This window comes from Hyphomonas sp. L-53-1-40, from assembly GCF_000682775.1.
In the GTDB taxonomy this organism is placed as follows: domain Bacteria; phylum Pseudomonadota; class Alphaproteobacteria; order Caulobacterales; family Hyphomonadaceae; genus Hyphomonas.
Genome location: NZ_AWFI01000017.1, coordinates 187,814 through 207,577 on the forward strand (window position 1 = coordinate 187,814; position 19,764 = coordinate 207,577).

20 protein-coding genes are annotated in these 19,764 nt (G+C 58.5%); 10 read left to right on the plus strand and 10 right to left on the minus strand.

Features of this window, described 5'->3' with window-relative positions; all coding sequences use genetic code 11:
• The first annotated feature begins 66 nt into the window (after positions 1–66).
• Both L53_RS12975 and L53_RS12980 read left to right on the plus strand, forming a co-directional pair.
• Positions 67–423: a VOC family protein gene (locus L53_RS12975; protein WP_034816131.1), complete on the plus strand. Its 357-nt coding sequence runs from the start codon at positions 67–69 to the stop codon at positions 421–423.
• Between the two features lie 128 nt (positions 424–551).
• On the plus strand, positions 552–773 hold the full coding sequence (locus tag L53_RS12980; RefSeq protein ID WP_034816133.1) for a hypothetical protein: 222 nt from the start codon (positions 552–554) through the stop codon (positions 771–773).
• Here the strand turns inward: L53_RS12980 and L53_RS12985 are convergent.
• A complete protein-coding gene (locus L53_RS12985; protein WP_034816136.1) occupies positions 770–1,642 on the minus strand; it encodes a MoxR family ATPase in 873 nt (290 codons plus the stop codon). The two genes, L53_RS12980 and L53_RS12985, sit on opposite strands and share 4 nt — an antisense overlap.
• A 394-nt stretch (positions 1,643–2,036) precedes the next feature.
• On the opposite strand from L53_RS12985, the gene flbT reads away from it, so the two are divergent.
• Genes flbT through L53_RS13000 form a run of 3 tightly spaced genes read left to right on the plus strand, consistent with a single transcriptional unit; the run spans position 2,037 to position 3,386 of the window.
• A complete protein-coding gene (flbT, locus tag L53_RS12990) occupies positions 2,037–2,423 on the plus strand; it encodes a flagellar biosynthesis repressor FlbT (protein WP_034816138.1) in 387 nt (128 codons plus the stop codon).
• A gap of 11 nt (positions 2,424–2,434) precedes the next feature.
• Positions 2,435–2,728, plus strand: coding sequence for a hypothetical protein (locus tag L53_RS12995; protein ID WP_034816140.1), 294 nt, complete (start codon positions 2,435–2,437; stop codon positions 2,726–2,728).
• A 10-nt stretch (positions 2,729–2,738) separates the two neighbouring features.
• Positions 2,739–3,386: a MarC family protein gene (locus L53_RS13000; protein ID WP_034816142.1), complete on the plus strand. Its 648-nt coding sequence runs from the start codon at positions 2,739–2,741 to the stop codon at positions 3,384–3,386.
• A gap of 3 nt (positions 3,387–3,389) precedes the next feature.
• Here the strand turns inward: L53_RS13000 and L53_RS13005 are convergent, their stop codons facing one another.
• On the minus strand, positions 3,390–4,667 hold the full coding sequence (locus tag L53_RS13005) for a hypothetical protein (RefSeq protein ID WP_034816144.1): 1,278 nt from the start codon (positions 4,665–4,667) through the stop codon (positions 3,390–3,392).
• A 281-nt stretch (positions 4,668–4,948) separates the two neighbouring features.
• Between L53_RS13005 and dksA the strand changes: the two genes are divergently transcribed.
• Both dksA and L53_RS13015 read left to right on the plus strand, forming a co-directional pair.
• Entirely contained in the window at positions 4,949–5,365 is a 417-nt protein-coding gene (dksA, locus tag L53_RS13010; RefSeq protein WP_034816146.1) for an RNA polymerase-binding protein DksA, read from the plus strand.
• Between the two features lie 226 nt (positions 5,366–5,591).
• Entirely contained in the window at positions 5,592–6,758 is a 1,167-nt protein-coding gene (locus L53_RS13015; protein WP_084333447.1) for a FliM/FliN family flagellar motor switch protein, read from the plus strand.
• Between the two features lie 22 nt (positions 6,759–6,780).
• On the opposite strand, the gene L53_RS13020 is transcribed toward L53_RS13015, so the two are convergent.
• The 3 genes from L53_RS13020 to L53_RS13030 form a co-directional block, all read right to left on the minus strand.
• Positions 6,781–7,764 carry a TerC family protein gene (locus L53_RS13020; RefSeq protein ID WP_233347817.1) on the minus strand — a complete coding sequence of 328 codons (984 nt, stop codon included), beginning with the start codon at positions 7,762–7,764 and terminating at the stop codon, positions 6,781–6,783.
• Between the two features lie 62 nt (positions 7,765–7,826).
• Complete coding sequence (locus tag L53_RS13025; RefSeq protein ID WP_051607941.1) at positions 7,827–8,474, minus strand: YceI family protein; 648 nt, start codon at positions 8,472–8,474, stop codon at positions 7,827–7,829.
• Positions 8,475–8,476: 2 nt separating this feature from the next.
• The gene (locus L53_RS13030) at positions 8,477–10,366 is read right to left on the minus strand and encodes a DUF885 family protein (protein WP_034816340.1); all 1,890 of its coding nucleotides are present in this window, start codon (positions 10,364–10,366) and stop codon (positions 8,477–8,479) included.
• A 197-nt stretch (positions 10,367–10,563) separates the two neighbouring features.
• Between L53_RS13030 and L53_RS13035 the strand changes: the two genes are divergently transcribed.
• The gene (locus tag L53_RS13035; protein ID WP_034816153.1) at positions 10,564–13,152 is read left to right on the plus strand and encodes a response regulator; all 2,589 of its coding nucleotides are present in this window, start codon (positions 10,564–10,566) and stop codon (positions 13,150–13,152) included.
• A gap of 3 nt (positions 13,153–13,155) precedes the next feature.
• Here L53_RS13035 and L53_RS13040 read toward each other — a convergent pair whose 3' ends face one another.
• Positions 13,156–13,884: an alpha/beta fold hydrolase gene (locus L53_RS13040; protein WP_034816161.1), complete on the minus strand. Its 729-nt coding sequence runs from the start codon at positions 13,882–13,884 to the stop codon at positions 13,156–13,158.
• 79 nt (positions 13,885–13,963) lie between these two features.
• On the opposite strand from L53_RS13040, the gene L53_RS13045 reads away from it, so the two are divergent.
• Complete coding sequence (locus L53_RS13045; RefSeq protein WP_034816164.1) at positions 13,964–14,581, plus strand: helix-turn-helix transcriptional regulator; 618 nt, start codon at positions 13,964–13,966, stop codon at positions 14,579–14,581.
• Between the two features lie 3 nt (positions 14,582–14,584).
• Here L53_RS13045 and L53_RS13050 read toward each other — a convergent pair whose 3' ends face one another.
• On the minus strand, positions 14,585–16,384 hold the full coding sequence (locus L53_RS13050) for a murein L,D-transpeptidase (protein WP_034816171.1): 1,800 nt from the start codon (positions 16,382–16,384) through the stop codon (positions 14,585–14,587).
• Positions 16,385–16,654: 270 nt separating this feature from the next.
• Between L53_RS13050 and L53_RS13055 the strand changes: the two genes are divergently transcribed.
• The gene (locus L53_RS13055; protein WP_051607942.1) at positions 16,655–17,584 is read left to right on the plus strand and encodes a D-Ala-D-Ala carboxypeptidase family metallohydrolase; all 930 of its coding nucleotides are present in this window, start codon (positions 16,655–16,657) and stop codon (positions 17,582–17,584) included.
• Here L53_RS13055 and L53_RS13060 read toward each other — a convergent pair whose 3' ends face one another.
• The 3 genes from L53_RS13060 to L53_RS13070 form a co-directional block, all read right to left on the minus strand.
• Positions 17,585–18,121 (minus strand): VOC family protein, encoded by a 537-nt coding sequence (locus L53_RS13060; protein ID WP_034816173.1) that lies wholly within the window; start codon positions 18,119–18,121, stop codon positions 17,585–17,587.
• Positions 18,122–18,123: 2 nt separating this feature from the next.
• On the minus strand, positions 18,124–18,765 hold the full coding sequence (locus tag L53_RS13065; protein WP_034816175.1) for a carboxymuconolactone decarboxylase family protein: 642 nt from the start codon (positions 18,763–18,765) through the stop codon (positions 18,124–18,126).
• A gap of 110 nt (positions 18,766–18,875) precedes the next feature.
• On the minus strand, positions 18,876–19,478 hold the full coding sequence (locus L53_RS13070) for a hypothetical protein (protein ID WP_034816184.1): 603 nt from the start codon (positions 19,476–19,478) through the stop codon (positions 18,876–18,878).
• Positions 19,479–19,764 lie beyond the last annotated feature (286 nt).

Genomic DNA, 19,764 nt, shown 5'->3' on the forward strand with positions numbered 1-19,764 from the left:
ATAGGAGGGGTTCAACACGAACCGCAAGCAAAGTCGCCACAAGTTAGGTGTAGAGGAGATCGCAACATGAAGATGAACTATTTCGTCGTCGGAACAAATGACGTGTCCGCTTCCATGGGTTTTTACGGGTCTCTTTTTGAGGGGGCCGGTCTGAACCAGTTTTCCCCGGCAGACAGGATGACTTATTGGTTGGGCGAGGACTTCGCATTTGCGGTGGCCCGTCCTTTTGACCAACAGCCTGCCAGCGTCGGTAACGGGACCATGGTTGGTTTCAATGTCGGGACCGCTGAGGAAGTCAGACGGGTCCATGCACTGGCGATCAAACTTGGTGGCACTTGTGAAGGACTACCTGGCCAACGTGGACCGCGATACTCGGCCTATGTCAGGGACCTGGACGGCAACAAGCTTTGCTTTTCGGACTAAACAGCGGCGAAGACGTGACCGGCCGGGCGACAGCCGAGCCGCCGGGCGAGATCACTCAGGACTATCGATAGACCGCAGGATTTCCTCACCCGAGTTCGCGAACCGAGTTGCGAGAACACCTTGTGGCTATGGGGCTCAAACTTAAAGAACCTGTGCGAGCAATTGTGGTGTTTCCAGGCTGGAAGATCGATGTCGATGGTGAAAACCCGCTCGTGCAGGTTATGAACCCTTGGGATCTTTGCAAGGCTATACGCAACTCCTCTCACAGAGCGTTGACTGCCAAACAAGTAGAATTTTTCTACAGCAAGCTTCGCCAGGAACAAGCCCGGGCTGAAGGCAATAAAGCCTAGCCAGCCGGGCCCCTGCGGCCTCCGCTGCTGTCGCCGCGACGGGCGAGGAAGGCGAGACGTTCGAACAAGGCGACGTCCTGTTCGTTCTTCAGCAGCGCGCCATGAAGCGGCGGCGTCAGACGGTCCGGGTCAGTTTCCTGCAGCGTTTCGAGGTCGATATCCTCATTCATCAGAAGTTTCAGCCAGTCGAGCAATTCCGACGTCGACGGCTTCTTCTTCACACCCGGCAATTCGCGCATGGCGTAGAAGGTCGTCAGCGCGTCCTTGACCAGTTTCTTCTTGATGTCCGGGAAGTGCACGTCGACGATTTCCTGCATCGTCTCTTCGTCCGGGAATTTGATGAAGTGGAAGAAACAGCGGCGCAGGAAAGCGTCCGGCAGTTCTTTCTCATTGTTCGATGTGATGATCACGATCGGGCGCTGAAGGGCCTTCACCGTCTGGTCGGTCTCGTAGACATAGAACTCCATTCGGTCGAGTTCCTGCAGGAGATCGTTCGGGAATTCGATGTCGGCCTTGTCGATCTCGTCGATCAGCAGGATCGGGCGCTTCTCGGCGGTGAACGCCTCCCATAACTTGCCCTTCTTGATATAGTTGGCCACGTCCTTGGCGCGCTCTTCGCCCATCTGGCCATCGCGGAGGCGAGACACGGCATCATATTCATAAAGACCCTGGCTCGCCTTGGTGGTGGACTTGATATGCCATTCGATCAGTTCGGCGCCGAGCGCCTTGGCAACTTCAATGGCGAGGACCGTTTTGCCGGTGCCGGGTTCCCCTTTGATCAGGAGCGGACGCTCCAGAGCGATCGCGGCGTTGACGGCCACTTTCAAATCTTCGGTGGCGACGTAATCCTGGGTGCCTTCAAAGCGCATGAACTCTTCCTCATCTGGGTCTGATTCAACAATAGTGTCGCGGAAGTCAGGAGCAAGCGCTTACGTGGCGAAAGGCCTGTCACCGCAGTGCAGCATCGAAATCATTTCTGCCGGTTTCGTGAGTGTGGTAAAAGGGAATGGCCATGCGTGCCGCCGCAGTGCCTCAAGCTTCAGATGAGCGCCGCGCTGGGTTTGGTTGGGTTGTCCGAGAGGACCATGACGGACCGGATTTGACGCAGGCCGTATGATCCTATGCATATGGGAAACGGGCGCATGGCACACTTCCAAGCGTGCAGTTGATTGTTTTCATTCGACCCGGCTAACCGGATCGCAATCAAGCGTTAACGCCTTTCTGCAAATTTTACCGAAATCTGCAGGAGTGGAATCAGACGCCATGCCATTGAAGCTGTCCCTCAAACCGGGCGAAACATTCGTGGTGAACGGCGCGGTTGTCAGAAATGGCGATCGGCGCGGCGTTCTCCTGCTCGAAAATCGCGCCCGTGTCCTGCGTGAGAAAGATATTTTGCGCCCGAATGAGGCGACTACTCAGGCAGGCCGCACCTATTTCGCCATTATGCAAATGTATCTGCTGGGAGAGGTCGATGGCCCGGCCTATGCGCAGACCGCGGAAGCTCTGGCCGGGCTGCTTGCGGCGTGTGATTGCGATGAGGATCGCGATGCAGTCTTGGAAATTTCGGCCGATGTTGCCAGTTCAAGCCTTTACCGCGCGCTGAGCCGTTGCCGCAAACTCATGATGGCTGACGCGCGAGGCGCGGAGTGATGGGGAGTGTGATGCGTATCGATCCCATCCCCGACACCAAGCCGGTCTCCCTCGAAGAGGGGATATCGCTATTGGAAGCCGGGCAGGGCGAAGGCCTTGTTGTCGATCTCGGCAATGGGCGTACCGCCAGTGCTGACGGGCATCGCGGAACCGACGGCCTACTCCAGAGGTTGCGCGGTCACCGCATGATGCTCTCGCTCGCGACTGGCGGCGCAGACCTTTCCCGCTTTGAAGGCCTGAATGACTCAGTGATCGTTGCGCCGCTCGTGCAGGAAATCCTCGACGCAACGGGTCAAAAGGACTAGGTCGGCGCCCATGAGCGCAGACCTTCTCTCCCTATTTACCGCGACATTTGTCACTTTCTTCGTGCTGATCGATGCATTGGGGGTCGCACCTGTGTTTGCGACGCTTACGGCGGGCGGCGACGCCGCCTATCGGCGAAGGATGGCGGTGAAGTCCATCATCGTGGCCACGATCATCATTTACGGTTTTGCGTTTGGCGGATCCTGGTTGCTCGGCGCAATGCATATTTCCATTGATGCGTTTCGGGCGGCTGGCGGCATTCTGCTGTTCATGATCGCACTGGACATGGTGTTCGAGAAGCGCACCGAGCGACGCGAACACCGGGCCGAAGAGCATCTCGGGACGCACTCCGCCGATCCCGAGCCAGACGACATTTCGGTATTCCCGCTGGGGATTCCCATGGTGGCAGGCCCCGGTTCCATTGCAACCGCCATGTTCTACATGTCGGACAAGTCGGACTGGATCGAGAAGGGGATCGTGTTGTCGGCGATTGGGCTCAACCTCCTGCTGACGCTGGTCATATTTCTGATTGCCGGGCCGCTGGTGCGTCTCATGGGCGCGAGTGTTGCCGGGGCACTCACACGAATCCTGGGCGTTATCCTTGCGGCGCTTTCGGTGCAGCTCCTGATTGATGGCATTCGCGGGGCATTCAGTCTGTAGGGATCAGATGCCGGAGGGCTCCACGCTCTTCTTCGGCAGCCGGACGTTCCGTCGGAAGGTCGCAATCATCACATAAAGCAGGGCGAGACCAGACGCGGTCAGTCCCATTACCTGCAGCATCAGTTGTTGCGTCCATTTGATGCCGGTGTCGGCGATCCGCAGCGCGCCTGGACCATCCTGCTTGACCAAGGCAACCGACCGGTCTCCGCCAGCTTCAGCCAGCAAGCGCGCGCGCCGCAAGTCTGAACTGTCCTTCACATGTTCAATCAAAGTGATGGCCGCCGGTGTGCTGGTCAGCGTGCCGATGCGGTCGATCTGGCTCAGGTCCTTCTCGAGCTGCTGCAGGCCACCCGCGTCGATGGAGTTGAGATAAGCATTCCTTACCCGGTCGACGCGGACACTTGTCGTGGCCAGCTCACCGAGCGCTTCTTCCAGCGCTGGATGCAATACATCGTCAGGCAAGGCATCATTGAGCCGGCTCTTCATGTAAGCGGTGAATTCGGGTGTCATGCGCCGTGCCCTGCGCGCGGACTTCAGGATTGAGGCGGCTCTTACATTGCCGTCTGATACACCATCAGATCCCTCCGCGCCGATCAGGGCGAGTGCCGTGATTTTCAGCGTAATGGGATCCACCCGGTCACCCTTCAGCCAGCGTTCGGAATTGTTGGCGAGATCAGAGAAGCTGCCCAGCAGCACAAACCGGCGGTCTGACGGTCGCGTATTGCCCGATACGGTCACTTCGAGCTTTTCGCTTGGCACATCGGCATCTTGCGTGTCGGCAGGATCTTCGGAGGCCTCTTCTTCCTCGACGATGCTTGCGTAAGAGGGCGTGTTTCTTGGGCCGGCGGATGCCTGTGCCTTTTCAAACTTCAGACCGATATCAAGTGGCAGTTTACGGAGCGCGGCCGCGGCCATCCGGTCATCCGGACGGTCCAACTTCACACCGCTGGAATCGGCTTCGAGTTCGCGCACCGATTCCCGATCAAGCATTTGCGGCGCTGCCAGAAGGAAGCCGCGTGCTGCCGCGACATCCATATCCATCAGTTCACGTTCAACGATGTCGTGCCAGAATTTATACTTGTCGCCGCCATTGCGCGGGGCGATTGACGCAAACGTTTCGTCGATGTTGCGGCGGGTCTGATCAATCGACTCAATGGTGGGGGACTCTGAAAAGCTCTCGCCAGAGAATGCCATGGCGAGACTTTGCGCAGCGATCACTGGCATGAGGACCAGCAGTGAGTTGAACACTACTGCCTGCATCCAGCCGGACGACTTATCCATAGTTTTCCGGCGTCGGGCCATCTACGCTGAAACCAGTGCATCAGTTGTGTTTTGGACAGGCGTTTATAGAGCGCGTCGTCGTGAGAAAGATCAAGTCCCGGCCTGTAAATTGCACGGGAATAGTCGGTTTCAGGTGCCGAGGATCAGTGACAATCTCATGAGGATTACATGATTTCGCCTCAATTGTCTGAAAACATTGACAAAAATTACACAGCATCAGGAATTGCAGAGAATCGCTAGGCAGTCTATATCCGCCCCCAAACAGAGTAAGGTGATAAGCGATGAGTGTTGACCTTTCGGACGACTATCGCCCCTCGGATGACGAGGAGTTCATGAACGAGCGTCAGCTCGCCTTCTTCCGGCGGCTTCTGGAGAACTGGAAGGCCGATATCCTCGACGGTGCGAAGCAGACGATCAATAATCTGCAGGATGAGTCAGGTTCGCTGCCGGATATCGTCGACCGCGCTTCTGCGGAGAGCGACAAGGCCCTTGAGCTGCGCACCCGTGACCGTCAGCGCAAACTGATCTCCAAGATCGATTCCGCGCTCCGCCGCATCGATGACGGTTCCTACGGATATTGCGAAGTGACGGGTGAGCCAATTGGCCTGCGTCGTCTGGAAGCGCGTCCGACAGCAACGCTCAGCCTAGAAGCGCAAGAGCGCCATGAGCGGAAGGAACGCACGCTCCGCGACGACTGATCCTGCGTGTTCCATTTCCGAAATAAAAAGCGGCGGTGATCCTGATCGGTTTGCCCATCAACCCAACGCTTCGGCGGTTATGCTTGGAGCCTCATGCGTTGAAGACATAATGGCATCAAGGTCCAAAGGATGTCTTACAGCATGGTAATCAAGGCCTTAACGACGGCATGTGATATTTAACGCGAAGCGGACCTGCATTAACGCTGGCGGAGTTTCGAGTGGAATCATGGCTGACAATGACCGCACCAAAGCGGAAATTCCTAACCAGTCGTTAACCGTATCTGACGCAAAACAGGCTGGAACACGGAAGTCGGCTTACCGAACCATGACCAATGATCTGCCTCTTGTTGCCGATGACGGCTGGGACATGTCTCCCAGACGGGAGGCCGACATTATGCTCGACATGCCGACGACGTTCGAGCCAATTACACCGGATCGTCCAATCCCGACATCTCGCGGCGTGCTGAGCGCAGCCGAGATCGAAGCGTTGTTGCGTCCCAATCTGGACGACATGCCAGAGCCGGAACCCGAGCCTGTCAAAGTTACGGACGTTGATGTTCCGAGTTTGCGGAAGCTGGCGCCGACTGAACCGACCGAAATTACAGAGGATGCGCGCCGTATTGCCTCTCGTCTGACTTTGGCGCTGAGAGACGGCTGCGGTCTGAAGGCGGCAGCGCTTGCCCGCGCCAGCGCGCGTGGCAGTTTCGACCAGGGACTGGAAACGGAATGCGCCGGTCGTGGCTCTGCCATCGCCTGCTACTCTGCGCCCGGTGGTGAAATTGCGGCCATGCTGGTGATCAGCGCGTCGCTCGCAAATGCACTGATTGAGACTGCCTGTGGCGGAAAGCCGACACAGGGCCATCATCATCGCGCTCTGACGCCGATGGATGCTGCGCTCCTCGAAGGCCTGGTACGCCCCCTGGGAGCGGCGCTGGCATCCTCACTGAAATTCTCTCGCATCGAAACCGATGCGGAGTTCGCCTGCGCCCTTGCCGGACCGGGCATGACATCCATTCTCGATCTCGATGTGCGCGTCGATGACATCAAGATGTCGGCGCGCCTGATCCTGGCTGAGGATGACCTGTTTGACCTGTCCAGCGATGTGCCGACGACGCGCTCGCAACAGCGCATCTCCCGCGAGGTCGCTCCGGTTGTTGGGGCAGGGGCGATGACGGCTGTGCTGACCGCTCGCGTGGCAACCCTAAGCGTACCCATGTCACGCCTCGCCAATCTCAAGCCGGGTTCAACCCTGCTGCTGGGCGTGCCAGCCGATCAGCCCGTTGAGCTGCTGACCGGTGGCCGCGATGGTGCAGTTGTTGCCGAAGGCGAGATTGGCCGGAAGGGCAATCGGATGGCGGTGCGCATCAATCGGCGGACAGCCCTTCTGCGCTAGGCAGGGGGCTGCCCGAAAATTCCTACATATTGGCTTCAGCGCCCACTTTCGACGCTTCTTCTGTGCCTCCACCCAGAATTTCAGCCTCGCGCTGCGCCCAGAGGCGGCGCTGGTAGCGTACTGAGATGATGTCAGTGACCACCAGTACGAAGATGACGAGGTAGAAGGAAGACTTCGACATGGCTTCGATCGTGTAGCCGAACAGTTTCATGTGGGCGAGGTGTGCGCCCTCGGTGACGAGCAGAACACCGACGAGAAACAGGATGAACAGACCCATGACCTCATACATCCGGTTTTTCTTCAGGAAGTCCGCCACCGCGTTTGCCATCAACGCCATGACGATGCCTGACGCGATGATCGCAATTGCCATCAACCAGACCTGGTAGTCCTTGCCCGGCCGGCATGCGACCGCATCTGCTATTGGCTGAGCGATCAGGGCTTCCTTACAATCGGTGACCGTGCCCTTGAACGTGCCAATCGTCTCACCTGCGGAATTCACGATGCGCGCGATTTCCTCATTCGCAATGGCCATGGCCGACAGGATGGAGTCGAACGAGAAGACGAGGTTCATTGCCACGATAAGGCCAATTGCCTGCAACACAGATTTCGACTTGCCGCCCTCGCTGTGTTCGATGTGCTCCACCGTCAACATGTGGGAGATTTCCTTGATCGCCGTGTAGATGATGAAGGCCCCACCGACGAAGGTGATCATGCTCTGGAAGGTGAACTCTCCCTCGATTATTCCTGATAGATGGAAGCCGAACAAAGGCTCGGCCAGAGCATCGAACAGCGCGACGATGACGAAGAGCAGGACGATCCGGAACAGCACTGCGAGGCCGATGCCCCATTGGCGCACCATCGGCGCTTTTGCTTCGCCGACCCGCTTTGATTCGATGGAAATGTAGAGCAAATTGTCGAAGCCGAGCACGGCCTGAAGCAACAATAGCATGAATAACGTAAACAGGCCCGATACGGAGAAGACCTCCGCCAACATTTCACCCAGCATCCCCGAATCTCCTGATATTAGTTCTGATCCTGTTCCCTGATAGGGAGGGTAGACCCGTCAGATCAAGTTACGCCGGGAGTCTTTAACAGTTCCGCCTCGATTTCAACGCGCACTATATCTGTGATCAGTCCGCTGAACCGGCTGATGCCGAAAACGGTCCGGTCAATCTCCGTGGTAGCCGAGAATCCGGCCACTTGCGCGTTGCGTAGCCGGTCGAAGCCCGCGCCATTGAAGGTCACGGCGAGAGTGACCGGGGCATTCTTTCCATGCAGGGTCAGGATGCCTTCGACGTCCGCTGTGGTTTCGCTGGTCATCACGATGCGAGTCGATTGGAACCGGGCTTCGGGGAAGTTGGCGGCGTTGAACCAGTCTGCTCCCATAAGCGTTTCGGCAAACTCGTCATTTGCGATGTCGAGCGAACTCATGTCCACCCTGCCTTCGACCTTCGCGTCGGCTGGATTGTCAGCGGCGCCGCTCAGCTGAACATCAAATCGTTCGAACCGACCAATATAAGTCGAGTAGCCAAGATGATCGATCTTGAAGGTGAGGGCGGCGTGAGCCGGATCCAGCTGCCAGTTGCCGCCCTCCAATTTCACGACGTCCGTGGTGACGTTCGGTTTGAGCACCGGCGCCAGCACAGATGTACACGCAGCCAGCCCCACCAGTGCGACAGAAGCGAAACAGGCGGGACCGAAGCTGCGTGAAGTCATGATCAGTCTTCCTTTTTCTCGGCGACCCAAGCCATGACATTCTCTTCCAGAATGCTCAGGGGCACGGGGCCATCCTTCAGGACAACATCGTGGAATTCGGCGATGTCGAATGACTCACCAAGTTCCCCCTTGGCTTGTTCGCGCAACTCGAGAATTTTGAGCATACCGATTTTGTAGGCCGTTGCCTGTCCCGGCATCACGATGTAGCGCTCAATGGCCTTCTTCGCGTCACCTTCCGGGTTGGGCGTATTGTCCAGCAAATACTGGATCGCCTCTTCGCGGGTCCATTGTTTGTCATGGATGCCCGTATCGACGACCAGGCGCGCTGCGCGCCAGATCTCCATCGCAAGTCGTCCGAAATCGTCATACGGGTCGGAATAGTAGCCCATCTCTTTTGGCAGGAATTCCGAATAGAGGCCCCAACCTTCGGAGAAGGCAGTATAGCCGCCATACTTGCGGAAGCTCGGAATGCCTTCCAGCTCCTGCGCAATGGCGATCTGCATGTGGTGGCCTGGAATGCCTTCATGGAAGGCGAGCGCCTGCAACTGGTAGGTTGGCATGTCCTGCATGCGATAGAGGTTGGCATAGTAAGTGCCGGGCCGACTGCCATCCGGGGCAGGACGGGAATAGAAGGCCTTGCCAGCGGATTTCTCGCGGAATGGTTCGACCGCTTTGACGATCATGTCAGCCTTGGGGAATGTGTTGAATACGCTGGGCAGGTCGACCTTCATAAGCTCGATTTGGGCGCGAGCTTCGGCCAGATAGGCCTCGCGGCCTTCTTCAGTGTTGGGAAGATAGAATTGCTCATCTGTTCGCATGAACTCGAAGAATTCCTTCAGCGTGCCCTCGAATCCGACCTTCGCCATGATCCCGCGCATTTCCTCATGGATGCGAGCCACCTCGTCGAGGCCGAGCTGGTGGACTTCTGCCGCGCTCTTGTCGGTCGTCGTCATCCGCTTCAGACGCATCGCATAATAGGCGTCGCCCTCGGGCAGCTTCCATGCGCCATCCTCTGTGGTCGCGCTTTTGGCCTGCTCGGTCATGGCCGCGATGAGGTTTTCATAGGCCGGGCCGACCGCTGATGTGAGGGCGGTGGTGGCATCAGCGAGCAGCTTAGCCGCCTGAACATCGTCAATCATTCCGGCCTCAACAAGTCCGGAGACCTTGCTGCGGAAATCCTTCATCAGTGGGCTGTCTTCGCTGCCATCACTCACATCGGTCGTGAAGGGATAGCCGGTGATTACGCCCTTGGAATCGTTCAGTACGTAGGGGTAAGCGAAGGCGGGTGGCATGATACCGAGGCTGGCGGAATATTCCGCATTTTCAATGTTTTGCGCCAGGTAAGTTTCGACGCCTTCGAGGCGGGCCACATAGGCCTCCGCATCGGACAGGCTGGTCACGCCATGCTGGTTGACCAAGAAGGCCGGAATGCCGGACTGGACGCCGCGCATCTGGTCGAAAACATAATCATAGTGGCGATACGGAAATCCGGCTTCTGCTTCGGCCAGCTCATATTCGGCGAGCCGCCAGGACAGTTTGGCCTGATCGTTCAGCAGGTCAAAATCAAAGAGTGTTTTCATCTCAGCGATATTGGCGCGCTGGATTTCCATATCTTCGATAGCCTTGGCGTCGGAGACGTCATTCCATTTGTCATAGTCGGTCTTCACACCGAGATAGGTCTGGTACATCGGGTTGCGGTCCAGAGTTTCTTGAAACTTGTCCTCGAACCATTCATTCAGCCGGGCGCTTTCGGCCGCGACCAGTTCGCTCCGGTCGGCTTGGGTTGGCGCAGGCGGCATTTCAGCGACAGGAGGCGGCAGCGTTGTGTCATCCGCGCTTTGGCAGGCGCCGAGCAGCAGGAGCGCTGCGATTGCTGTTGAAGTTCGTCTCATGAAAAGCTCCGATTCCACTGTGATTTCTGTAATTTTCAACGTTTGTCTTAACGCCTTTTTCGCTTTCATTAACCTTTGTCGTGCCACATTTGATACACTAGGATTCCGTATGACTGAGTCGGCAGTGATGCCGAACGGAAAAGGCGTAGAGTGCTGGCCTGACCTTGGCGGCTGGCAACAGGAGTGTAAAGCGACCAATGGATTTTCAAATGCAGGCGAAGGCCGCTCCCGCTGACGATCAGGATACCACCGCTGAAACAAGCGAAGTGACTGAGCGCGGACGCGTGGACTTCATGCAGCTTTCGTTCTGGGTCTGCCTGCTTGTTTCGATTGCTGCGGCCAGTGTTGCGCTTGCCTGGCCAAATGCTTCGGGCGCGCCTGGCCCGATCCTGCTGATTGCGATGGCCTCTGGTGGACTGGTATTCTTGCTGTGGAGCGTACGCGGCGCTGGCCGGATGCTGGGCTTGTTCCCGGAGCGCGGCTCGATTGCGCGCGCCGCTCAAGCGGCAACGCCGCGCTTTGGCTGGATCGAGGCGCTGGATGAATCGGTCCTGATTGCCGATCAGGGGGGTGCACCTGTTGCGGCCAATACATCTTATCGCGAGCTGACAAGCCTTGCGCTGATCGGCTCCCAAGTCGAAGGCGCTCCTGTGACCGTGGATCGCCTGTTCGGTGCCAATCCAGGTCTGGCCGCACCGGTTTACCGCCTGTCCAAGGGGGCGAAGGCCGGTCATGCGCGCCGCGAAATCCTGCCGCCGATCACGATTGGCCCGGAGCGTGTGCCCGCCCAGTTCGAAATCACTGTGTCGCCGCTACCGCGTGACAAAGTGCTCTGGCGCATTCGTCCGATCGCCGGCGAGCGCGAAGCGACCGGCGCGGCCGACTTGAAATCGCTTTATGTCGAAGACGCGCCGATGGGCTTCTTCGCTGCGCGCCCGGATGGCACGATCACTTATGCCAATGGCTGGCTGCGCGATATGCTGGGTCTGCCGGAAACGGCCAAGAATATTCGTATCGACGACATCATGCGCCCTGAGTTCGTGAAGATGCTCTCGCGCGACCGCAAATCCGGCGTGCCGGGCCGGGTCGACATCCAGCTGCGCGGTCGTGATGGTGTTGAGCGCCCGGTTCAGGCGATTACGACCTGGTCGGGCAAGGGCGCGGACGCGACAGGACGCACGATCATTCTGGCTAGCCAGCAAGTCATGAACACCGGCGAGGAAGGCTTCCGCATTTCGACTGCGTCGCGCCCACCGCGCCCGGATGGCGATCCGATGTTTGACGATGCACCCTTCGGGGCAGTGCGCCTCGAAGGTGGGAGCGTGGACAGCGCAATCATCATGGATGCCAACCGGTCGCTGATGGACCTGACCGAGGGCAAAGCCGCACCGGGCGGCAAGTTCTCTGAGCTGTTTGCGCCGGAAGAGGGCGAGGATGCACTCAAGAGCCTGCTCATCGATGCGATCGACAAGCCGGTAAATCTGAAACTGATTGGGGAAGAGCCCAAGCATGTAAACGTCTTCGTGGCGCTGGACGGCGCGGGCCACCCATCTGTGGCCTATGTCATGGACATCACCGAACAGCGCCAGCTGGAAATGCGTCTCGCGCATGGCGAGAAGATGCAGGCCATCGGACAATTGGCTGGCGGCGTCGCGCATGATTTCAACAATGTGCTGCAAGGCATCATCCTGAACAATGAACAGTTGATGGTTCATCATCCGCTGGGCGATCCATCCTATTCCAATCTGAAATCGATCCACGAATTCTCGATCCGCGCGAAAGACCTGGTGAAGATGCTGCTCGCCTATGCGCGCCAGCAGACCTTCAAGCGCGAAGTGTTTGCGGTCACCGATTTCATGTCCGAATTCTCGATCCTCCTGCGCCAGTTGCTGGATGAGCGGATTGAGTTGGACGTCAAGCACGGCCGCGATGTGCCTTATGTCAAGGCCGACAAGAACCAGCTCGAAAACGCACTGTTCAACCTTGCCACCAATGCGCGCGATGCAATGCTCAGTCACAAGAATGGTGGCAAGCTGACAATCCGCACAGCGCGCGCCACCGGCAAGGAAGCCCAGGACAAGGGCTTCGCCTTTGTGAGCGATGGCGATTACATGCTGATCGAAGTGGAAGATAGTGGCCACGGCATGCCGAAAGACGTCATGGACAAGATCTTCCAGCCCTTCTTCACGACGAAGGAAGCTGGCGTCGGCACAGGTCTTGGGCTTGCGACGGTGTACGGTATCATCAAACAGTCCGGCGGCTATATCTGCACCACTTCCAGCGTGGGCAAGGGCACAACGTTCCACATCTATCTTCCCGCGCTCAAGGCAGAGGAAATACCTGAACCGGTGGACATGGCGCAGGCCGAGAAGATTGCCAGCCAGCCGGTGGATATTTCCGGTCGCGGTCGCATCCTGTTGATCGAGGACGAAGATGGCGTTCGCGGGATTGCCGCATCGCTTCTGCGATCGAGCGGCTATGAAGTCGAAGAGGCCTGCGATGGCGAAGAGGCGATGGAAATCCTCGAGGACAATCCGGAAAGTTTTGATCTTGTCATTTCCGATGTGGTGATGCCGGGCAAGGATGGTCCGACGCTGATCCGCGAAGCCAAGGATTTGCTGGGGCATGCCCGAGTGATCTTTATCTCCGGTTACGCCGAGCGCGACATTGCCAAGCAGTTGGACGACGACCGTGCGGTCTCGTTCCTGCCGAAGCCGTTCACCGTCCGCCAGCTGGCCGAGCGCGTGAAACAGGAACTTGGCAGCCCGAAGAAGGAAGCTGCCTGAAACTCAGGCCCAGTGTGATTGGAGCAGGGCAGCGAACTCGGTTGCCCGCTCCGCACAGGCCCAATGTCTGGCGCCACGCTCGACATGCAGCGGCACGTTCCAGCGTTTGGAAAATCGTTCGCCCACAGAGAGGTTGACATAAGGGTCCGTCTCGCCCCAGAATAACTGGCCGCGCTCCGGAAGATTTTCGAGACCCTTCACCCATTCATCCGAAAAGCGCAGGCCGGCCGCTGACCGGTAGAGGCGAAGAATGCTCTGCCGCATCGTCTTGTCGATGAGCGGAACTTCCTGCTCGGCCAGGCTGCGCGGCATGCCGCCGGAAACCAGTGCAGGAAGGAGCCGTTTCTTGTTGCGCATGCCCAGCATGACAAGCTCACCCAGCACAGGCGTTGCCCAGCGCCTTGCCAGCGAGTGGCCGCGATAGTCGGGGTCGATCACCGCATTGGTGACACACCAACTGCTTACAAGATCCGGCCTGAGGGACACGGCGCGCAGGGTCAGCAGTGCGCCCCAGTCATGGCCGACAATATCGACATTGCCACCGGCCGCTTCCATCTGCTCGACCAGCCAGTTCGCGTAGGCGTCCTTGGTTGCGCTGAACCCGTCCGGACGCGGGCAGCCAAAGCCGGGTAGGGCGGGGGCGCGATAGTCATCGGCGCCGAGACTGAGCGCCGCAATCAGTGGCTCCCACAGATGCGGCGTATCCGGAACGCCATGTATGAACAGTTTCATAGCAGTTTTCCCACCCTCGCTTGACAATAGGTGAATATTCCTATTTAGCGGCGAGTGCAACCTTTGGGAAAATTATCCCATGAAACATCGAGATATCTGGCGGGGGCTTGATGCCCTTGCTGCGCATCATGGGCTGACGCCGTCTGGACTGGCACGCCGGGCCGGGCTGGATCCGACGGCCTTCAATCCTTCCAAGCGGGAAGGGGCTGATGGACGTCCGCGCTGGCCGTCCACGGAAAGCCTTGCGCGCGTCCTGGAATCTGTTGGCAGTCGGTTTGAGGATTTTGCCGCCTTGGTCGATGGTCGGCGCGGAGCGATTGCCCCCCTGATAGGTTTTGCGCAGGCTGGGCAGGACGGCTTCTTCGATGATGCCGGTTTTCCTGTCGGCGGCGGCTGGGAGGAGGTTCGGTTTCCGGGGCTGGAAACGGAGTCGGTTTACGCATTGGAGATCAGCGGGGATTCCATGGAGCCGGCCTATCGGGCCGGGGACCGGATTATCGTGTCGCCGGGTTCCAAAGTGAAACCGGGCGATCGGGTGGTGGCAAAAACTGTTGGTGGCGAAGTGATGGCCAAGGTCCTGGCGCGCAAGAATGCGCGCACAGTTGAACTGGCCTCGTTGAACCCGGCCTATCCCGTGCGCAGTTTCAAACCGTCAGAGATTGCCTGGCTCGCCCGTATTCTCTGGGCGAGCCAGTAAGCCTTATCCCTTGCGTTGGTCGGATGTCGCTTGAGCCAGTTCCTCATCCTGGACGGGCTGGTAGAGTGGGGCATATTTGTCGACCATCTCGATGCCGTCTTCTTCGTGATAGACGTCACGCCAAAAATTCGGCTCCCCGTCTTCGTCCACAGTGACGGTCATGTAGGTGATGTGAATCTGGGTTTCGGACTTGAACTCGATTCGTTCCGGATTTGCCCCTTCGAGCGCCTCCGATACATCCCTGGATGTGATTTCCGGGTCATGCGCCGCAATCCATTTCGCCATGTCTTCAGGCCTTTCCAGACGGACGCAGCCTGAGCTGAACGTGCGCTGGGCCCTGTCAAACAGGCTCACGCCGGGTGTGCCATGAAGATAGACAGAATACTGATTGGGAAAGATGATTTTCAGATCGCCCAGCGCATTGTTCGCGCCAGGGCCTTGGACCAGTTGGTAGTTGTCGGCGGCGACTGGATTGGTCCAGTCTACCGAGGCGGCGGAGACAGACTGACCCGTGGCTCGGTCAATCACCCTGAAATTCTTGCGGGCGGCATAGGACGGGTCCTTGGCCAGCTTTGGCAGCTTGTCGCGGCGCACGATGCTAACCGGGGCATACCAGCGCGGATTTGCGACTGCGTATTCCACCTGGTCGGAGAAAACCGGGGTTTCACGGCTGGGCATGCCAACAATGGTCTTCATCGCGATTTCGCGACGGTTGTCACGCCAACCTTCGGCGGTGAAGGATGGAATATTGGCCCAGATATACTGGTCACCCAGATCATCATAATGACGCCAGCGATTCATCGTGTCGGCGATCCGGTCGATTTTGGAGTCGACACTCTCATTCAGCGCCGCAAGCGTGTTCCGGCCCACAACACCGTCATCTTCAAGGCCGTGATGGCGCTGGAAGTCCTTCAGGGCGTTCTGAAGACGCTCATCAAACACGATCTCCGTAGCGGATGTACCGTCATCGTTTTTCGAAGCCATGCTGATGGCGGACAGCAAATCGCCTGCCCATGTCTCGGGCGTGTAATAGCCTTCCGCTTCCAGGCGGTCGCGCAGGGCCGGAATACGTGGGTCTTCGTCGTCCAGTTCAATCGCTTCCCCATCCGGGATGGCAAGCCAGCCGCCCTCCGACCGGATTTCGCGATACTGTTTCAGCTGTTTCTTGAGGCGATTATACTGGGGGTGCACAGGTTCGAGCTCGGAAAGGATGTCGTCGGCATCACCCCGCGCCGCCTTGATCAGGCTTTTCTGCACAGTGGATTTGGAGGGCGCATCGGTCTTCGATTTTGCCGCTTCGCCATTATCGGACAATCCTCCGCTTACGGCAGAGGCCATGCGGATCCAGGCTGCGGTCAGTTGCAGATCGGCTGTGGCGCGAATCTCGTCGCTGTCGCCTTTCAGGCGCTTGGCTGCGATCTTGTTGAGGTTGGCTTTCGAGACGTCGGATGGGACGAGGCCGTATGAGAAGAGATCACTGCGCGCGCGCTTCAGCGAGCGGATCCCTTTCTCGGTCCAGATCGGCTTGAAGACATTCTGAGCATAGGCGGCGCGCACTGTGGTCAGGACACCGGCTTCGGTTTCACTGCCCAGTTCGCGCTCCAGCCAGTCATTCAGGATCAGGGCCTGGATGGCAGAGGCTTTTTCCGCTTGAAGTTCGCCGCCCATGGCCTCTTTCTCGCTCAGATCGGCCAGCAGCACAGTATCGGCGGGCGCGGCATGCTGGGCGCTGGCGGGAATGGCGGTCAGCAGGCCAGCGGTCGCGAGGAGGGTTGATGCAAGAAGTCGGCGATGCGTACGCATGAATAATCTCCAAAATACTCTTGTTAGAGAAGAGCGCGGCCGCCGCATCAGGCTGGCCTGGCCGGTCGGGAAGACTGGCGGAACTCTTCGCGGTGTTGCTGGATAAACCGATCGCGCCCGTTCCGGTTCCGAATTACGGCTCTGAAAAACATTAGAAAAAGTATGGCACTATTTGCGCTCTGATGCGTTTGAGGGGGCATGCGTGATGGTTAAAGTGATGCGTGCCTGTTCAGACCAGACAAGAGGACCAGACCCATATTTTCCGAATTCATGAAATTCATCTTCCTGCCCTGGATCATCGCATCGGCGGAGGTGCACCCGGTCCAGCCGGTCGACAAAACTGAGACGATCCAGACAGGTGGTGGCGTCGAGATTACCGTAAACGGAACACGCTCAGCGTTGCCGCTGATCTCTGTTTCCGCCATGCCGGGGGACCAGGTCAGGCTGGCCATTCCTGAAGATGCCCGCATTGAGGTTTCCGATGGAAAATTGAGCCGCGACGCGGCGGAGATTGCCTGGACCGCTCCGGAGGCGCCGGGGCTGGCCGACATGAAGATCTCCCATCGCGGCGGTGAAACCCGTCTAAACCTGCTGGTGCTGACGCCGTTCGAGAATGGCGTGGATGACAGCCTGAATGGCTATCGCATAGGGATGTATGCCCGGCCGTTGCGGGATCTTCCGTCCTATGCCGTGCCCAAGGGCTTTATCGATTTGACGGCGATGTCGGAGGATCTGCGCGTTTCGCCCAATTTCCAGCTCGGCCAGTTCCGCTGCAAGCAGCAGCCGGGACATAAGCCGACCTATCTGCTGATGCAGCCGGAAATGCTGGTGAAGCTCGAAACCCTTCTTGCCGCTGCCAATGAGAAGGGCTGGGAAGCGGATACTTTCTTCGTGATGAGTGGCTATCGCACGCCGTTCTATAATGCGGCCATTGGCAATACGACGACTTCATCGCGCCATTTGTATGGTGATGCCGCCGATATCTATATTGATCAGGACCGGGACGGGCAGATGGATGATCTCGACGGCAATGGCCGGATCGACAAGGAAGATGCCCGCGCGCTGGTCAAGCTGATTGACGAACTTGCCGCCGAGCAGCCCGAAGGCTGGGTCGTGGGCGGCGCATCGGCCTATGGCTCGAATGCGGCGCATGGGCCGTTCGTGCATGTTGATACGAGGGGCTATTCGGCGCGCTGGTAGTTAGCTGCCCGCTTTCTCGGCATTCCACATTTGCATGAAGGCCGGCGGCGGAGAGGGCTTGAACTCGGTTTCCGATAAGGCGTCCAGCGCACGTTGACGGTCGGCCTCGGTGAAGGTGCCGGAGGTCAGGCAGAATTCCACTGCATTGTCGTTCGGGTCCTTCGTATAGATCGAGTGACACCAATTATGGTCGATCTCGAACACGTCGAGTCCAGCGGCGAGCCATTTCTGTTTCCAGCTTTCCAGTTCTTCCTTCGTATCCACCGAAAAGGAATAATGATTTGTACCCGGCGGGAGTTTGGCGGCGGCGTTGATGTCGTAGACATAATCGTCGCGACCATCGGTCTCGTGCAATTCCCAGAAGGCGATGAAGCGGCTGTCATCGCCATCCATGCGATAGAAGAAATGCTTGCCCCAGCCGCCGCCCATGATTGGGGCGACTTCCACCTTGACCAGTTCAAAGCCCATGATGCCTTCATAGAATGCATGCGTGGCTTTCATGTCTTTCGCGGCGAGCGCGAGATGATGATAGGCCATGTTCAGTTTCCTCCCTCGTCGACCATGGACATGACATCTGTATCCGATCCATCCGGCGCGGCGATTTCGACGACGCGTTCCTCCACATCATCATATTCCAGTTTCAGCGCACGGCTCATGATGGCGTGCATCATATAGGTGCAGGTGATGTAGGTGAATTCTAGGATTTCCTCGTCTGACAATTCCGCTTTCAGGGCCTCGAACACGCCATCGGGCACGCGGCCGCGTTGCAGGACCAGGCCGTCCGTATAGGCGAGCACGGCGCGTTCCAGCGGGCTGAAACAGTCTGCGACCTGCCAGTGGGGAATGGCGGCGATCTGGTCTTCGGTCAGGCCGACATCGCGGCTGGCCTTGCAATGCTGAGAGAAGACAAATTGTGAGCCGACGGCAAAGCCGGCGCGGATCTGGCCAAGCTCGCGCAGTTTCGGGTCGAGCTTGCGGTTCTTCGAACGGTAGAACTGAAAGCCTTCGGTCGTGTGCTTGAAGGCATCCGGCACAATGTTGAAAACGGTCCACCAGTTTCCGGGCGTTCCGGTTGCGGTGCCGGGCTCGGCAATCGGGTCCCGGTCTTCAAACAATAAATCGAAAATCTGGTTCGCGAACGGATTTCCGGCTTCGCGGCCCGCCTGTTTCAGTCGTGGCATACGCGTATCCTCCCGGTTGGGAGTGTACCATCGCTTCGCTGGAATGACAGGCACGACAAGGGACCGTCACGCGAGGGAAACGGGCAGGCAGGGCATGTTTTTCGGAGGATTCAGCCTGAGCTTTCCCATGATTCCAGCCCAGCGCTGATCTGCGCGGGCAACATGGCGGCCATGGCGCCAAGCTCTGGCGAGAGGCGAAAGGCGGGCGTTGCTGCGCCGACCACTGGCCTGGGCTCACCGCTTTTCTGCAGGCGTTTGAGGGTGCGGGCGAGGCGGGTCGCGTGGGCTTCGGGCGCGGCAATCACGCGCCGGAGCGCAGCGATGCGGGCCATCAGCTTGTGGGGGGAAACGGGTCCATAACTGGTACCGGACATGTCCGGAAAGCCGCCGGGGCCTTCAAAGGCCTGGCGCGCGGGCAGCAGTGTCAGCCGTCTGGGGGAGAGGCGCGGGAAGATGGCCAGTTCGACGCCTTCGGGCAGGTCGGGCTCTGGCGCGGGATTGGCGGGGGCCGGGCGCGGCGGCGCCGGGGCCATCAGGAGGATCAGCCGACGGACGATTATCTCAAGAATGCGGAGTCGGCCGGAAACGCGCTGCGCCAGGCCGCGCCCGATCCGCTTCGGCCCCAGATGCAGGTTCGCCAGCGCCGACGCATCCATCACGGCAAGGGCGGCGTGTTCCAGCCCGCGTTTGAGAATGTCGGTCTGCGCATCCATGCGGGAAGTATGGGGGAAGGGGCTATCAGACGGATATGGATTTAAGTTCGGGTGTCTCTCCTGCTTGGCCAGCTCAGGCGCAATTGTCAGGCTTGAGGGTCACATCCTCCAGCAGTACGAATGATTACTGCATAGAGGTTGCCGAGGGAGAAGTTTCTCTGAAGCAGGCAGAGAGCGGTGATGCACAAAAGAAGAAAGGTCTGTGATATATGAGAGATCCCATTCCGGATCCCAGCGATCCGCACCCCATGAGTGATTCCGACATGTCGCGCATGGTGCATTTCGA

What these genes read in the sequence shown, in the direction of transcription:
- dksA (WP_034816146.1), top strand. Translation starts at nt 4,949, where the DNA reads ATGAGTGTTGACCTTTCGGACGACTATCGCCCCTCGGATGACGAGGAG.
- L53_RS12975 (WP_034816131.1), top strand. Translation starts at nt 67, where the DNA reads ATGAAGATGAACTATTTCGTCGTCGGAACAAATGACGTGTCCGCTTCC.
- L53_RS13070 (WP_034816184.1), bottom strand. Translation starts at nt 19,478, where the DNA reads ATGGATGCGCAGACCGACATTCTCAAACGCGGGCTGGAACACGCCGCC.
- L53_RS13035 (WP_034816153.1), top strand. Translation starts at nt 10,564, where the DNA reads ATGGATTTTCAAATGCAGGCGAAGGCCGCTCCCGCTGACGATCAGGAT.
- L53_RS13020 (WP_233347817.1), bottom strand. Translation starts at nt 7,764, where the DNA reads ATGCTGGGTGAAATGTTGGCGGAGGTCTTCTCCGTATCGGGCCTGTTT.
- L53_RS13055 (WP_051607942.1), top strand. Translation starts at nt 16,655, where the DNA reads ATGAAATTCATCTTCCTGCCCTGGATCATCGCATCGGCGGAGGTGCAC.
- L53_RS12985 (WP_034816136.1), bottom strand. Translation starts at nt 1,642, where the DNA reads ATGCGCTTTGAAGGCACCCAGGATTACGTCGCCACCGAAGATTTGAAA.
- L53_RS13030 (WP_034816340.1), bottom strand. Translation starts at nt 10,366, where the DNA reads ATGAGACGAACTTCAACAGCAATCGCAGCGCTCCTGCTGCTCGGCGCC.
- L53_RS12980 (WP_034816133.1), top strand. Translation starts at nt 552, where the DNA reads ATGGGGCTCAAACTTAAAGAACCTGTGCGAGCAATTGTGGTGTTTCCA.
- flbT (WP_034816138.1), top strand. Translation starts at nt 2,037, where the DNA reads ATGCCATTGAAGCTGTCCCTCAAACCGGGCGAAACATTCGTGGTGAAC.
- L53_RS13000 (WP_034816142.1), top strand. Translation starts at nt 2,739, where the DNA reads ATGAGCGCAGACCTTCTCTCCCTATTTACCGCGACATTTGTCACTTTC.
- L53_RS13005 (WP_034816144.1), bottom strand. Translation starts at nt 4,667, where the DNA reads ATGGATAAGTCGTCCGGCTGGATGCAGGCAGTAGTGTTCAACTCACTG.
- L53_RS12995 (WP_034816140.1), top strand. Translation starts at nt 2,435, where the DNA reads ATGCGTATCGATCCCATCCCCGACACCAAGCCGGTCTCCCTCGAAGAG.
- L53_RS13050 (WP_034816171.1), bottom strand. Translation starts at nt 16,384, where the DNA reads ATGCGTACGCATCGCCGACTTCTTGCATCAACCCTCCTCGCGACCGCT.
- L53_RS13060 (WP_034816173.1), bottom strand. Translation starts at nt 18,121, where the DNA reads ATGGCCTATCATCATCTCGCGCTCGCCGCGAAAGACATGAAAGCCACG.
- L53_RS13015 (WP_084333447.1), top strand. Translation starts at nt 5,592, where the DNA reads ATGGCTGACAATGACCGCACCAAAGCGGAAATTCCTAACCAGTCGTTA.
- L53_RS13025 (WP_051607941.1), bottom strand. Translation starts at nt 8,474, where the DNA reads ATGACTTCACGCAGCTTCGGTCCCGCCTGTTTCGCTTCTGTCGCACTG.
- L53_RS13040 (WP_034816161.1), bottom strand. Translation starts at nt 13,884, where the DNA reads ATGAAACTGTTCATACATGGCGTTCCGGATACGCCGCATCTGTGGGAG.
- L53_RS13045 (WP_034816164.1), top strand. Translation starts at nt 13,964, where the DNA reads ATGAAACATCGAGATATCTGGCGGGGGCTTGATGCCCTTGCTGCGCAT.
- L53_RS13065 (WP_034816175.1), bottom strand. Translation starts at nt 18,765, where the DNA reads ATGCCACGACTGAAACAGGCGGGCCGCGAAGCCGGAAATCCGTTCGCG.